This is a genomic window from Nostoc sp. FACHB-190 (assembly GCF_014696905.1).
GTDB lineage: Bacteria > Cyanobacteriota > Cyanobacteriia > Cyanobacteriales > Nostocaceae > Nostoc_B.
In genome coordinates this window covers 1-15,379 of the sequence record NZ_JACJQW010000075.1, presented here as the reverse complement: position 1 = coordinate 15,379, position 15,379 = coordinate 1, and the positions used below count along the sequence as shown (strand labels likewise).

Annotated in this window: 8 protein-coding genes, 2 tRNA genes and 1 pseudogene; all 11 read right to left on the bottom strand. The window is 39.5% G+C overall.

Annotated features, from left to right (window positions below; all coding sequences use genetic code 11):
• Positions 1-116 precede the first annotated feature (116 nt).
• Positions 117-581 (bottom strand): annotated as a pseudogene (locus H6G28_RS35055) (IS630 family transposase); the annotation flags it as partial.
• Positions 582-682: 101 nt separating this feature from the next.
• Positions 683-1,681 (bottom strand): ABC transporter substrate-binding protein, encoded by a 999-nt coding sequence (locus H6G28_RS35050; RefSeq protein ID WP_190677788.1) that lies wholly within the window; start codon positions 1,679-1,681, stop codon positions 683-685.
• A gap of 231 nt (positions 1,682-1,912) precedes the next feature.
• Positions 1,913-7,753, bottom strand: a complete 5,841-nt coding sequence (locus H6G28_RS35045; RefSeq protein ID WP_190677786.1) for an ATP-binding sensor histidine kinase — start codon at positions 7,751-7,753, stop codon at positions 1,913-1,915.
• 533 nt (positions 7,754-8,286) lie between these two features.
• A tRNA-Thr gene (locus H6G28_RS35040) sits at positions 8,287-8,358 on the bottom strand.
• Between the two features lie 88 nt (positions 8,359-8,446).
• A tRNA-Tyr gene (locus H6G28_RS35035) sits at positions 8,447-8,529 on the bottom strand.
• A 149-nt stretch (positions 8,530-8,678) separates the two neighbouring features.
• On the bottom strand, positions 8,679-9,137 hold the full coding sequence (locus H6G28_RS35030; protein ID WP_190677790.1) for a hypothetical protein: 459 nt from the start codon (positions 9,135-9,137) through the stop codon (positions 8,679-8,681).
• A 95-nt stretch (positions 9,138-9,232) separates the two neighbouring features.
• Positions 9,233-11,053, bottom strand: a complete 1,821-nt coding sequence (locus tag H6G28_RS35025; RefSeq protein WP_190677784.1) for an ABC transporter ATP-binding protein — start codon at positions 11,051-11,053, stop codon at positions 9,233-9,235.
• An 87-nt stretch (positions 11,054-11,140) separates the two neighbouring features.
• Positions 11,141-11,938 (bottom strand): DUF6816 family protein, encoded by a 798-nt coding sequence (locus H6G28_RS35020; RefSeq protein WP_190677783.1) that lies wholly within the window; start codon positions 11,936-11,938, stop codon positions 11,141-11,143.
• A 248-nt stretch (positions 11,939-12,186) separates the two neighbouring features.
• The gene (locus H6G28_RS35015; protein WP_190591546.1) at positions 12,187-12,621 is read right to left on the bottom strand and encodes a ferritin-like domain-containing protein; all 435 of its coding nucleotides are present in this window, start codon (positions 12,619-12,621) and stop codon (positions 12,187-12,189) included.
• 152 nt (positions 12,622-12,773) lie between these two features.
• On the bottom strand, positions 12,774-13,814 hold the full coding sequence (locus H6G28_RS35010; RefSeq protein ID WP_190677782.1) for a ComEA family DNA-binding protein: 1,041 nt from the start codon (positions 13,812-13,814) through the stop codon (positions 12,774-12,776).
• Between the two features lie 191 nt (positions 13,815-14,005).
• Positions 14,006-15,031 carry a multicopper oxidase domain-containing protein gene (locus H6G28_RS35005; protein ID WP_190591544.1) on the bottom strand — a complete coding sequence of 342 codons (1,026 nt, stop codon included), beginning with the start codon at positions 15,029-15,031 and terminating at the stop codon, positions 14,006-14,008.
• Between the last annotated feature and the right edge of the window lie 348 nt (positions 15,032-15,379).

Genomic DNA, 15,379 nt, shown 5'->3' with positions numbered 1-15,379 from the left:
GTATCAACTATTTTTTGGCGAAAGTCGAGGGAATATGGTTTCATTTTTACCCTTGAGTAGATACACTGATTTATTTTAATTAGTGTACTTCATTAGACTGGTAAACGCTATAAATATTCTAGGTCTTCAATTGATTTAAATAGCCGATTAGCAATATATTCTTTTGTCGAGTGCCAGACCAATTCAATTAAATTATAATCTGGGCTATATTCCGGGAGAAACTCTAAATGAATATTCGGCATTTCTGCTTCAATTTTATTGATATACTCTTCTCTTTTGTGAAAACTTGCATTATCAAGAATAATAACTATTTTTGCTCCTTTCTCCGCAAAATCTTTAGCTTGATTACCAGCTTCTACCCATTCAAAAATTATTTCTTCATAAAAGATTTTTAGGACTTTGTAAAAATTATCTGCGTTCCCTTTATCGATAAATTCTACAAATCTTTTCTTATCTGAATACCTTAATCCTCCCATCACATTAATTCTTCCTTTTCTTCTGTCTCCTCTCACGTTTTTTCGGTTGCCTTTTTTACCCCATGATTTTCTTCTTATCACTCTCAAACTAAAGCCACTTTCGTTCAACTCGATTTTTCATGGACAAATTTCTTAAAACTTGTCTATCTCCAACTTTGGATGATAATTATTTGTCAAAAAATGATGCTTCGACACAAGTTCTCTATTTAAATAACAGAATTTTCTCTGATTTTTTTCAAAATGAGAATTGCTGGAATGAAAGCATTCGCCTGTCCATACCAATCGGATACGCGCGATGGGGGAGCCATATATTGCCCTAGTTCCATCATGTATTCCAAACCGGCGATCGCTTTGTCGTCATTAATTGCAGGTTGTTCATCAGCACCAAACACCGATCCGCCAAATGCCCATAACCAAGAGGTCATATCACAGTTCAAAGCATAGGAACCCGGTAGCCATTGCCCAGTTGTCCCAGACATTTGGGGCGATTTTGCTTGATGAATGGCTTTCACCACTTCTAAATATTCCGACATGGTGGTAGGTACTTTTAGCCCCAACTCCTGCAACACATCCCGGCGATACATCATGATAAAGATGGGAACATCAATGGGAATCCCGCCCAATTGCCCTTTGTAGGAAGCAGTGTTATCTAATAGGGGTTTGAGGATGTCGTCAAAGTTGTAGCCGGGATAAGCAAAATCTTTTTTATCTAATAGGCTTTTGGGGTTAACGCTATCATGAATAAACCTTCCAATCCAGGCTTGATCAACATAGAAAATATCATGCACCCCAGCTTGTCGCGCTGTGTCTTGGGTGATCCGGGCGAGGACGCGATCAAGGGGAAGCAGATCCCATTCCACTTCAATTCCCGTCAAGGGAGTAAACTGTTGTTTGGTAATCTTTGCGATCGCCTGACAGGATGCCATATCTTCTGTGACAATCCGGAGGGTTTTACCCTTGAGAGATTTGCCAATTTCCTTAAGAAACTGTTTTTGCTCCGAGGTGAGCAGATCGGCTAGTTCTATTGGAGTAGGCGATCGCTTTTGTAAAGGCTGACTGCAACCACTCAAAAAACGGGCGCTACTAAAACCAAAGCCAGCCAATCCTAAAAATTTTAGGAACTCACGACGGTTGATTCGTCTTTGTCGAAATTGCTTAACTGCTTTAGCTACAGCTAAACGTTGTTGATAATCTGCGTCATTCATAAAAATGTATCTGAGGGAATTTTTTAAAAGTATTATTGAATCAAGTAATACCAATTTAAGAAAAGAATGCGACAGATAGAAATCAGGAAAGTCTTACTGGAGCTAGATTTCTTAATTGCGTTAGCGCAGCGTTAGCGAGCCTGCGAGCGTCATTGCGAATTGCGAATTGGTATAAGGTAAAACTATTGTCAACACCTCAGTAGTTAGTATTCCCAGATACGCTCAGAAATTTCAAAATACTGGAATTTCCATCACAAACTCAGTACCTTCACCCACAACAGAATTACAAATCAACTTACCACTGTGGGTTTCTTCGACAATTTGTTTAGCTATAGCCAAGCCTAAACCTGTACCTTTACCTACAGCTTTTGTTGTAAATAAATGGTCAAAGATTTTGCGTTTTACCTCTTCGCTCATGCCTTTACCATTATCAGTAATGGAGATTTTCACAAATTTATCTACTATTGATGTGGTAATTGTAATGGAGTTAGGGTCAGCCTGAATTTCCTCAAAATTACGGCCGTGACTCCATTCCTCTAATGCGTCAATGGCATTAGCCAAAATATTCATGAATACCTGATTTAATTGCCCAGGGAAACATTCAACTTGGGGTAGATTACCGTAATTAGTTATTACTTCAATTGCTGGACGTTGTTCGTTAGCTTTGAGACGATGTTTGAGAATCAAAATTGTACTATCAATACCTTCGTGAAGATTAAATGGCACTTTGTATTCTCTATCAGCACGGGAGAAAGTGCGTAGAGAAGTGCTGATATTTTTTAATCTGTCGCAAGCCATTGTCATAGAATCCAGCATTTTAGGCAAGTCTTCTATGGTATATTCCAAGTCAATTTCTGACTCGTGGTCGAGGATTTCTTCAGTTTTATCAGGTAAAGTTGCTTGATAAATTTTTAAATGTTCGATAATATCGGCAAAGGTGGGTTTAGCTTGTTTGAGACTGGCAGCAATAAATCCTAAAGGATTATTCATTTCGTGAGCGACACCAGCAACTAAGTTACCCAAGGCGGACATTTTTTCACTTTGAATAATTTGTAATTGGGCTTGTTGTAAATCTTGTAATGCTTTTTGTAGCTCTTGTGCTTTTTGTTGAATTTGGACTTCGGCAAGTTTGCGCTCAGTAATATCATCTGCTAGGGAAGCAACTCCAATTAACTCACCGTCTGCATTGACAAGCGGATTGTTATACCAAGCACAAATAATAGTTTTACCATCCTTGGTAATATTTTCATTGATACAGTAATTGCCACCTTGCTGCAATAAAAGATCGGTGGTAACCTGATTGATTTGTGTTTGAATCGGGGGAGGAATAATCAATTGGACTGAACTACCCAAAACTTCCTGTTTGCTATAACCAAATATTTTTTCTGCGGCTGGATTCCAGTCAGTAACACAGAAATTAGTATCCCACTCTATGACTGCCAGTGGAGTTTGTTGTACCAATAACTGGAGGCGTTGTCCTGATGCTTGCAAGCGAATCTGTGCAGAATTTAACTCATCCAGCGATCGCTCTAGCTGTTGTTTTGATTCCTGAGAATGTTGATAAAGTTGGGCATTTTCTAGAGAAATGGCAGCTTGAGCGCAAAGTAAATTCAGGAGTTCGATGCGATCGCTTGTGAACGCTCCCTTTAGGAAATTATTTTCTAGATATAAAATCCCCAGTAATTTACCTTGATGCAAAATCGGGCTACACAAAATACTTTGAGGCTGTTGACGGATAATATAGGGGTCATTGACAAAGGCGATATCTGCGGTTGCATCCAATAAAACAACAGTTTGTTGACTGTGCTTGACTTTATAAATCAGCTTGTGGGGAATATCTTGTCTGTCTTCAATGGCAAGACTTTGCAACACAATGGGTTTTGTTCCTTGGGTAATTGCCCCTTGAATTAGCAGATGATTGTCTTGCAACAGCATCAACAGGCATTTATCAGCCCCAGCATTTTCGATGATGATGGAAAGTAATGATGCAAGTAGTTTGCCCAGTTCAATTTCACCAGAGATCGTCTGAGATGCTTTGAGAATTGCTTTTAAATCGAGAGTATCGGAGACACTGCTGCTGGATGTACCCGAACTAGTAGATGTCACAGTCCCCAAAGCGAAGATAGTTTCTTTAGTTGAAAGAGGCGAACGGCTTTGCTGTAATATGGGTGCAAACAATTGGGGATAACGTTTTTCTAAGTCGGCCACTTTGGCTTTTGCACCCCAACGGGCATAACAATAGTAAGCTTCAATCATATATTCTTGAGCTATACGCTGTTTGTCCCAATCAAGATAAAATTTGGCGGCGAGTTCGTTAGCTAGTGCTTCTTCTTGGATATATTCGTTAGCTTTCGCCCCAGAAATTGCCTTGTCATAAAATTCAGTTGCAGCGATTTTTTCACCCAAAACCCGATGACGTTCAGCCTCCACTAGATACCATTTATGCAAGTGATTCATGGTTGCTTGTTGCGCCCATTGATGCAGAATATTTTGATGGCTTTGCATCTGAAGCAGAATGTCTGCTGACTCGGTTGGCGACTGACTGGGTAAAAGTGCTAGATGTGTGAGGGCAGCATAAAAGTGGAAAATGCCAGTATGCACAGATCCGGCTGCTGCCATAAAATAGGGCTGGATTTGGTGAATATAGTCAAGGGCATTCTGATAATTGCTAAACAAGTAGGCAAGCATCAGTTTGTAGACATAGCCAAAAGCGATAGGCACGAGATCGTTGTCCTGCTGATGCTTCGGCCACATTAGTGTTTCATTGTAAAAAGTGCCAATCAAGTTATCAGGTTGGCTGACTGTTTCTTGCAAATTCTCCACTACTTGATGCACTGAGTTTACTAGAATACAAGCCGCATCCTGTTTCACTTGGGTCAAAAAAAGGCTGTAAGGAGGTAATTCGGCAGACAAAGTATCTAAGTTAACATTAGCGAACAATGAGATATGGGCATGACCTTGCATATTATAGCCAGCGTAGAGAAAATTCCCAGTTTCCATACAACCTGTATAGGCTTCTTTCATCGTCAATAGCGTTGTTAAAAGTGATTGTTGGCGATGTTGGATAAAACCTCCAAAAATGCCGGCGACAAGGCATTTCATAGCCTGATTATTGAACTTTTCATGTAACGAGATAGCTAAATAACCAAACTTGTAGCCAACTTCCACCTCATTAAAAAAAGCACATAATACCATGCCATAAATTACATATCCTATGGTTGAGGCGGGATGATTACCAAATTGCAGCGATAAGCGTACCATTGTTGCACTCAACAGGGGTAGTAAACTCGGATTACCAACCAATATGGGTGCAAACAAAATTTTCAACAATTGCATTGCTGCGATCGCTTTGGGTTCACTCATCATGGGTAAGTCGATGAGTGACTCGATTTCTCTGCCGTTGAGTTGGCCTTGCAAGTCTTGTAAGGCTTGGCTAATCTTTGCTTCGTCTGCTTGTGTGGGTAAATCTATGCCAAATTCTGCTAGTGCATCTCTGGCGATGGCGATCGCTTCTAACATCTGGCTGCGAGCTGTTTGGGCTGCGATTTGAATTTCAAAAATCTTCACTTTGTCAAAAATCGTTTTTGCCTGCTGCAATACTAGTGCAGCCTGTTGTTCCATGCTCTCGAAATCACCATTTAAATAACTGGCTTCGGCAGCTGCTACATACAAATTTAGGGCTAATTCATATTGTGTTTGCCAGCAGTCGGACTCTAAAAGGGCGATCGCAATTTGGAAATACTCGGTAGCGGCGGTATAAGCAGTAGCGGTTTGAGCTTTTACCCCAGCTTGAAAGTTTAATTGGGCTAGGGTTTGGCGATCGTTTGCTTGAGTGATCAATCCCAGCCCTTGATTTAAATGCCCAACAATATCAAAGATTCTTTCTTCTTGCTCATTCTCTAACAATCGTTGTTGAAGTAAGCGTCCAATTTGTAGATGAGTTGTTTGTTTTTGGTCATCAGGAATCAGAGAATAAGCGGCTTGTTGCACTCGGTCATGTAGAAATTTGTAATTAACGTTTTGTTGATTTTCTGGAGTAGATGCTTGAGTTTCTTGCCCGACATAAAACTTATAAACATCACCAATTGGTAAGATTAATCCTTCTTGTAATGCTTTCCATAAACAAGCTGCTGTTTCAATTTCCGATTGTGATGAAACAATGGCTAAAGTTGCTAAATCAAATTGATTACCAATACAAGCCGCTAACTGCAATATATTTTGTGTTGATGGCGGTAGTTTTTGCAATTGCAGACTCATAAAAGCCACAACATCATCTGTAACTGATTGCGCCTTGACTTCAGCTATATCACATTGCCAACAGCCTAATCCAAAATCAAATTTAACCAGTCCATCTTGATGTAATGCTTTCAAAAACTGGGTAACAAAAAATGGATTACCTTGAGTTTTTCGATAGATTAATTCAGAAAAATTCCATACCAATTCTTCTGGACATTTAAGTGTGTCAGCAACTAATTTATTGACTTCAACTTTACTTAAGGGTGCTAAGGTAATTGTGTTAATTGTTGCCTGTGTTTTCTGAATTTCACTCAAGGTCAGCATTAATGGATGTGCTGGGTAAACTTCGTTATCACGATATGCACCAATGATGAAAAGATGACCAGTATCTGTCATTAATAGCTGCATTAATTTTAATGATGCAGAATCAGCCCATTGCAAATCATCAAGGAATATTACTAAGGGATGTTCTTTATTAGTAAAAACTTGGGTGAATTTTTGAAATAATAAGTTAAAGCGATTTTCGGCGGCTGTTCCTGATAGTTCTGGGGCTGGTGGTTGTTGTCCAATAATTTTTTCTAATTCGGGAATAACTTCAATAATTACCTGTCCATTTTCCCCAACAGCCTCTAATATTTGATTTCTCCATTGCTGAATCTGTACATCACTTTCAGTCAATAATTGCCCCATTAAATCACGAAATGCTTGCACAAATGCACTAAAGGGAATATTGCGTTGAAATTGGTCGTATTTACCTTTAATAAAATAGCCCCGTTGTCTAACAATCGGTTTATGCACTTCATTAACAACGGCTGTTTTCCCAATTCCAGAAAAACCCGCTACCAACATCATTTCTGTTGCGCCTTGGCTGACTCTCTCAAAGGCTTCAAGTAGAGTTTTTACTTCGGTTTCTCTGCCATAAAGTTTATCAGGGATGATGAAGCGATCGCACACATCACGCTGTGCAATTTCAAAACTTTCAATCTCACCAGTTTCTTTTAATTGAGTTAGACATTTTTCTAAATCAAATTTCAATCCCAACGCACTCTGATATCTATCTTCAGCATTTTTCGCCATCAGTTTACTGACAATTTCTGAGATAACTGAAGGGATATCTGGATTAATTTCGTGTATGAGTGTGGGAACTTTCGCAATATGAGAATGCACCAATTCCATCGCATCATTAGATACAAATGGTAATTCTCCTGTTAATATTTCATAAAAAGTTACACCGAGGGAATAAAAATCTGTGCGATAATCAATTCCCCGATTCATTCTCCCTGTCTGTTCGGGAGAGATATAAGCTAATGTTCCTTCTAAAACATTGGGGTTAACTAGAGTTTGGGTTTCTCTGGGTAATAATGAAGCAATACTAAAGTCAATTAATTTAACTTGCTTAGTTTGAGGATTAATTAATATATTGCTGGGTTTAATATCTTTATGAATAATTCGCTCGTGGTAGAGTAGGTTGAGGATGTCGCACAGTGCGATCGCTATTGCTAAAAACTCCTCTAAAGAGGTAACACCCTGATTTTCCGTAAAATAATCCTTGAGGGAAATTCCGCCAAAGTCTTCCATAACTAACATATAGCCATTATGTAGGGACTCAAGGCTATATGTTTGGATAATTAGAGGTGAGTTGAGATTTTTGCCAATGGTGTATTGATTGCGAAATAGCAACAATTCGCTAAAACTGGGATAAGGATTTTTCAGTAGTTTGATTACTACTGGTACTGAGTCACTGTCTCTGACTGCACGATAAACTAGCGTTCTGGAACCATTGTAAAGTTCTTGTGTAAGTTGATATCCCGGAATAATCACAAGATTGCTCACCATATTACATTTATCTGATAATTTCTCAATCTAGTATTCCCAGATGGATGAATTTATCTGTAACTTATAGCTAAAATTTAAACAAGTTAATCTACATGAATACGTATATTCACTGATAACGGGTTGGCAACATATAGGACTGATATTTGATTTGGAAAAAAATCAGTACATTCAGATTAGGCTTCTTTCCTACTCCCGACTCCCCATTCCCCATTCCCTATTCCCTACCTACACAAATAAATTCAGAAATCAAACCGGATTCCTATAACTTATAAATGTGGATTTGTTTGACAATCTTCCGAAGCTTGCCTATTAGGAAGTCTATTACTTTAGCAACACATTTGGTAATCAGTGAAGAGTCACACCCAAAGAATAAAAATCGGTCTTTTGAGTAAGAATTCTTGCACCTTAAAGTTTCTAGCGATCGCTTATCTGATGATTGCACACTAGGCCATATCTGCGGTAAGCTCTTAAAATAGCGTACTGATAAAGATACACAATCGCAATCTACAATTTCAAATGCGAGTTTTATCAAAAGCCCGTGACGAGGATTGAACTCGTGACCTCACCCTTACCAAGGGTGTGCTCTACCACTGAGCCACACGGGCTTAACATATCTTTGGAGTTATGAGCTATAATGCTGTTAACTCTGCTGAATACTCAGTCATTATAACTCATAATTTCACTTTGAGAAGGTGGGCCGGGCTGGATTTGAACCAGCGTAGGCGTAAACCAACGGATTTACAGTCCGTCTCCATTAACCACTCGGACACCGACCCGCATGTCCCACGATTTATTATCTTAGCAGTAGATTTTCATAACTGCAAGGGGAGCGAGAAAAGTTTTTAGCTAAAACAAAAAGAAGCCTCTCGCTCACTGCGACAGCAGGAGCGATGAGATGAATTTTTGGGTGGCGACGAACTGACCCCTAACCAATTCCAGCCTTCGGCTTGACAGGACAAGGGGTCGGTGAGGAGTCACCATGATCCCTTGTTTTTCTGGTATAATTATTTTGGTTAACTTCGCCCGTATTGGTGTCTGATAAGCCTCTGCCCAGTGGCACTGCGATCATTGGTAAGCGACTCCGTTGCACAGCATAAAAGTAAGTAGGCACATCTTGATTAATACAAATTACCTTCGGGTTTGTCCGATAGAGCAAATAGCGCAAAGTTGGCGGTGTCGGTTTCCGTCCCGCCAAACTTTGCAAGACAGCCAGCATCTCATCCAGGACAGTGAAATTTGTAGGGTACAAGGTAAGAAATTGCATAGTCTGCGGTAGGGCATTCCGTGGACTCAAAACAAAGCTCATCGCCTCCGTTCGCGTAGCGTCTCCGTCAGGAGAAGCAATAGCTGGATTGGATGAGAAGCCCACACTGTATGCTTGCATCAGTGTGGGAGTATGTCACTCAGTTTCCAGAGATGTGTGTAGGGTGAGGATAATCATACCCACCCTTGGTTACTATCTTTGACTGCGACTAGAGATTAACTTAATAGTTCGCCTGTTTCTTGTAAAGAGTGTAAGCGTTGGTAAATACCTTCATGACGCAGTAGTTCTTCGTGGCTACCAACTTCCGCAATTCTGCCTTTTTCTAACACTACAATTTTGTCGGCTTCGCGGACTGTACTCAAACGGTGAGCAATCACAATTGTGGTACAAGTCCCTTGAATCGATCGCATTGCTAATTGAATGGAACGTTCTGATTCATAATCTAAGCTGGAGGTAGCTTCGTCAAAAATCAGCACATCTGGTTTAACTAACAACGCCCTCGCAATTCCGAGGCGCTGTCTTTGTCCGCCAGATAGCCTCACGCCACGTTCCCCAACAACGGTGTAATAGCCTTGGGGTAGGGTCTGGAGTACCTCATCAACTCTGGCAATCTTACAGGCTTCTTGCACCTCTTCCAAGGTGGCGTTTGCTCTACCGTAGGTGAGGTTGTCCAAAATTGTGCCGTTAAAAACATCTACCTCTTGGTGAACGATCGCCAATCTGCGTCTATACTTACCCACATCTAAGGTACGAATATCCCGCCCATCAATCAGAATTTGACCATTTTGAGGTTCAAAATACCGTAATAGTAGTTTCACTAAAGTTGATTTACCAGAACCAGAACGCCCAACTAAAGCGACTGTTTGGTAAGGTTCAATCAATAAGTTGATGTCTTGTAATACTTTACGGTTAGCATCATATCCAAAACTCACTTGTGAGAACTCTAATTTCCCTGTAAATGTATAGGGTGATTCTGTCTCGGTTTCTGCATTTAATAAACTAGCTGCATCTGATCCTGTTGGTGCTTGCAAAAATTCGTGAAACCGCAACATTGAAGAATAGCGGCGTGCAAAAACTTCTGCTAAGGTGCTAATTGGTTCGAGTTCAGCATAAGCCATACTAGAAAGAGTCAAGGTCATCACAAAATGACCGAGAGAAATTCGACCATTAACTGTGGCTGCTAAAGTTAACCCCAAAATCATAAACACACAAAACTGAATGACGCTTCTCTGCCAAGTAGCCAGTTTCACGTAACCTTTGTGGATACGATAATCAACTACTGTCAGTTCCCTTTGCAAACGCAGATTTTGGCGTTTAAGTTCTTGGCTTTCTGTAGCAAATGCTTTGACTGTTTTGATATTTGTGATGATTTCTGATGTACGACTTTCTGTATCTTCTGCGTATCTATCTACACGGCTTTCATGCCAGATTATTCGCTGTAAATCTTTTAAACTAAAACCGAGGATAACTACAAAAGAAATCAGATATAACAGCGCAATTCGCCACTCAATTAACAAGATAAACACAAAAATTCCCAACACACGTAATAATTTGGGAATCAACTGTCCGGCAATTTCTGGATAAGTCCAAGTGTGGTTGGAAATACCTCTAGCTACTCTGCCGGCAATGCGTCCAGGATTATTTACATCATAGAATTCTAAAGGGAGAGTGAGAATTTTTTCTATAGCTGTTTGACTTTTAGTGCGACGCAACTTTAAGGCGATATCCCAATGAAACCAATGAGTTAACCAAGGTTGTGTAGGCGCTCGCACTACCGTTACGATAAAAATTAAACCGAGTAAAACTACCAAAGATAGGGTTTTACCAACTGGGTAATTACTAACTTCAGAAATAGATGCGATCGCACTTTGTAAAGGTTTATCTAACGGTTGGTTAGACAAAACGTTTAAAATCTGCCCAATCGCATAGGGGACAATCAAATCAATAATTTCGTAAATGCTCGATGCAGTAATACTGAAAAGGCTCAGTTTCCAGTGGGGACGATAATAGTTGAGAATATCTCGAAATGTTGCCATGATCTATTCTGTCCAAGAGTGCGATCGTGAGCTTGGAACACTATACTACATACGTATTACAAAATAGTCAAGAGCTAATTTAGCAAATCATTCTTCTGGGTGATAATTATCTTCTACAGGAAAAAATTCTAAGCGATAGCGATAAAGCGCAACTGGTTGAGAAACCGCCCGAAAATAATCTGGATCTTGGGGAGAAAGATAAACAGCAGTAACTTGATCTGCTTCAATTGTGGGATTATTTGTCACTAATTTATGGTAAGCAGTTGTAGATTCTACAGAATTAAAATAAGGGCGAGAACCGCCTTTAAATAGTTGTTGAAAAACTTCTGCTGTGATGTATTTATACTCGGAAATACTTTCTATAGCCCGTGCTGTGACAATCGAGACTAATTGCCGTTCTCCACGTAACAATGTAATTTGGCGATTAGGCGAATCTGGATCAACCTTCACAGATAATACTGCCTCTTTACCTAAATAAGCCTTAGCTAAATTCAAACTATTAAAGGCTCTATCTGCTACTAAAACTGGTGGTAAATTATTGATTTGTGGAATAAATTTTATACCAGTTTCTATTGATGGTTTTGTTTTAATAAATCTAACAATAAAACTTACAGGCTGATTCAGTTGTTTACGGTTACTTTCAAAGCCAGGAGTAACAATATCTGGTGCTAATGGCGCTGCTAAATCTGCTAATGTACTTGTCACTTTCCAAGTACCAGCCATCCATTCAGGATAAGCTAAATCATCAGAAGCTGGCTGTACAGAAGTTAATTTTTTCCACTGAGGAAAGTTTTCTAAATGTTCAGATAATTCACCAGCTATTGCATTTCCACTCCAGCCCAGCAGAAATAAAACAATTAAGCAAAAACTACAAATTGCCTTCATTGTAATTTGGACGACTTGTGTGTACACCGTAGCCTTAAAAAGGGGGAATTTACTTCAAGTTTCCCCTTTTTAAGGGAGCCACTGGGTTGGACAGGTTCCCCGAATCCCTCAGTGGCTTGGATTTAGGGGGAATCTAAAATGTTTTGCAACTAACGAGATAGTTTTTAAAACATCTTCTAAAGTCAATAGTCTAAAGTCAAAAGTTGAAAGTTGATAATTTTTTACCATTGACTATTGACTATTAACTATTAGCTAAAATCTCGCAGCATTTTTTTCAATTCGAGATTATGCAGTTCTTCTTGTCCAATCATGCCACGGGCAAATTCTTCTAAATAGACACTAGCATTGCTGACAGTATCTAAGAGAGTTTTGTACAATTCTAATGCTTTCTTTTCATGAGACAAGCTTTCTGCCAAAATGTCTCTGACGGAATGCTTATAAGTTTCTTCCATTGGGGCAATTCTCAGGGTGGGATGTCCATCTAAACCTGTGAGAATTTCCCCGACTTGTTGAGCATGAAGTAAAGATTCACTGGCTTGGGCTTTGAAAAAAGCCACAATGGGAATACGATTCGGGCCAGTCACCATCAAGGAATAATGTGTGTAGCGTACTACTCCTGCTAACTCAAATTCCATTATGGTGTTGAGGAGTTCTATAGTCTTAGTTTGGTCGAGTTCTTGCATCAGTTGTTAAGTTCAGCAATATATAAATGGAGCCTGATGAGTCATTAATTAGGAATGAAGCACAGGAAACTTTTACGTTTCATCTCTAATTATTTGCTCATAGCTCACTTATTTTAAACGTTTGACTCTCTACTTTTTTGTTAGTTTAGAGTCTATCGCTGTGCTTTTGTACTTGATTTATCAATGATTTTTTGAGAATTCTGCTCAATGGTTTTGATTAACTGAGTCACTTCTACGGGGGTTTTGACTGGTTTGGCGGGAGGAACGGCGCTAGGCCAAACTTTTACCAAGTCACTGAAACTAGCTTCTATGGCTTTATTTGCATCGGGGCTACTTTGCGCTACTTGGCTAGAAATACTTTTATATAAGTCATCGGCATAAACCACAAAACCACGAGAGTCTTGATATTCAATGGCTGCGGCTATTTTACCATCTGCGATCGCTGCCCCATATTCAGAGTTAGCAGCATCCAACAAGCCATTAATTACCTGAAGCACAAATCCTGGCTTTGTGCGTTGCGCTTCTGGTAGAACTGCGATCGCACCATCTACAGATTCTACAGAAGCAGTAAAATCAGTTTTAACTTTGGCATTCTTGGGATTTGATTTGACTAAATCTTGCAAACTCACCAAAGTTGTCTTGAATTCTTTCACTTTGCGTTCATTCAACTGATCTTCGACATCCACATAAATTTCCTCAACTGGATGTCCAATATGAGGTTCGGCTTGTTTTGGCAGGTTTTTGTCTAACAATTCTTGGGCTACTAACAGGTGTCCTTTCATTAAGCCTAACTTGGTCATATAATCAACATCTTTGGCTTCACCTGTTAACACAACTTCCTGAACTGTTACTTGGTCTTTAATTTGGTCGAACTGTTCTTGGGTAATTACTTTTTTAGTCACTAAATCTTCGGGACTAGCATAAGGACGACTAGCCTGAATTTTGTTTGATAAAGCCGGTACACCTAATTTTGCTTCAAATTTATCTAATTCTGACAATATCGCTGTATTAATATTAATTTTTGCTTTGCCGCCATGACCGCTATGAGTTGTCGCTTCTGTGACTTGGGCTGTTGAGGGTGAAGTGGTTGCTGGCGCAGAGGGATTTTCTGCGGTTGGGGTGTTGTTACAAGCACTCAGGCTGACAATTGCAGCAGTAGCAATAGTTAAACAAAAGTATTTAAATTTTTTCATGTTTTTAACAGCTTGTATGACTTAGTGTCGTAGATTTAGCTATGCTCATTTTCTAGCTAATGCCATACTTTAGCAACTAGTGATTAAAATTTTGTATGTATTTTAATGTTTTTTTCAATATGTTTGAGATATAAAGCTACTAACATTACTGTTTGTTGTTGATTTGACGTAAATTCACTCGTTGAATTTAGTTAAGAAGTTTTGCGAGGAGGTTGCGAAGATTTATCAGCAATTACTTCAAATTGACCCATGCAACCATTTTCTGCGATCGCATCTTGATGAGGATGGAACATATACTTACCTGGATAGCGGAAAGCAAATTCTAAAATGTGCCGTTCTGCAACACCCATCGTAATCACATCCGTCTTCTCACTGGGAGTCATCGTCATTCCACTGCGGTACACATCAAAGAAGTTGGCGTGTAAGTGAAAAGTCACCGCCGGATCATATTCAATGATGTTAAGAACATACAAACGAATCAATTGATTTTGATAAATTGGGATGGGATTATCCATGAAGTGATGTGGTAATCCGTTAAAAGCATAATATTCATTGTGGCTGTCGTCATTGACATCATATCCAGCCATAACTAACACCATCTCATCAGCCGGGGGGCGCGGCGTAGGAGGATCAATAATAAACATCCCATATAAACCCTTGGCAATATGACGAGTCACTGGTGCAATATGGCAGTGGTATAAGTGAACCCCATAAGGTTCTGCATCAAATTCATAAATTGCTGCACTACCATTGCTGACTGGACGAATACCGTCCATCTCTGCGGGATGAACACCATGAAAATGTAGAGAGTGAGAATGTCCCGCCTTATTGAGAAATAGTATCCGCACACGTTCGCCTTGCTTCGCCCGTAACGTCGGCCCTGGAATACGACCGTTTAAATCCCAAACATTATAGGAAACAGCACTATTAAGCTGAATGACAGAAGTCCCCGCAGTTAACTGAAATTCTCTGACAGTCCGTCCGTTCTCCTGCTTCACTACGCCATAATCGAAATTTCGTAGCATCTGCATAGGATTTGTAGTTTGGCTTGTTGCTGCTATTGCCAACGGCGGGACTTTGACTATCGACTTGCTTTGTGCATTCAGAGTATGCCAAAGTGCAGCAGTACCAGCAACCCCAGCACCGCATATTCCCAGTTTCAGCAGTTGACGACGGCTGAATAGTTGCTCTTTACCCAGAAGCAAGTTGTTGGGCATCACCTTAAAATCACAAAAATGGCACAAAAAAAGTTGCAAAATATTTGCAACTAATTTCTTCAATAGTATAAGAATTAAGAATAACTGTCAATAATTGACGATTATAGATTGACATCTATCTGTAGTTATAAATCTCAGTTAGAGGTATGAATTTTGTCTGTGCGAAGCTGTAGATAATTACCCTAAATGATTTACCAACATCTAAGCTGTTAAGCATTTAAATTGGGTATAATAAAAAGCTGAATTAAGTAAAAAAAAGGAATAATGCCAGCAAAAAATCATTTAACTTCTCAGCAAATAGAGAAACTACAAAAAGCCTTAAAACTGGAAGAAAATGGAGAAATAAGA

What these genes read in the sequence shown, in the direction of transcription:
- H6G28_RS35025 (WP_190677784.1), bottom strand. Translation starts at nt 11,053, where the DNA reads ATGGCAACATTTCGAGATATTCTCAACTATTATCGTCCCCACTGGAAA.
- H6G28_RS35005 (WP_190591544.1), bottom strand. Translation starts at nt 15,031, where the DNA reads ATGCCCAACAACTTGCTTCTGGGTAAAGAGCAACTATTCAGCCGTCGT.
- H6G28_RS35010 (WP_190677782.1), bottom strand. Translation starts at nt 13,814, where the DNA reads ATGAAAAAATTTAAATACTTTTGTTTAACTATTGCTACTGCTGCAATT.
- H6G28_RS35015 (WP_190591546.1), bottom strand. Translation starts at nt 12,621, where the DNA reads ATGCAAGAACTCGACCAAACTAAGACTATAGAACTCCTCAACACCATA.
- H6G28_RS35020 (WP_190677783.1), bottom strand. Translation starts at nt 11,938, where the DNA reads ATGAAGGCAATTTGTAGTTTTTGCTTAATTGTTTTATTTCTGCTGGGC.
- H6G28_RS35050 (WP_190677788.1), bottom strand. Translation starts at nt 1,681, where the DNA reads ATGAATGACGCAGATTATCAACAACGTTTAGCTGTAGCTAAAGCAGTT.
- H6G28_RS35045 (WP_190677786.1), bottom strand. Translation starts at nt 7,753, where the DNA reads ATGGTGAGCAATCTTGTGATTATTCCGGGATATCAACTTACACAAGAA.
- H6G28_RS35030 (WP_190677790.1), bottom strand. Translation starts at nt 9,137, where the DNA reads ATGCAAGCATACAGTGTGGGCTTCTCATCCAATCCAGCTATTGCTTCT.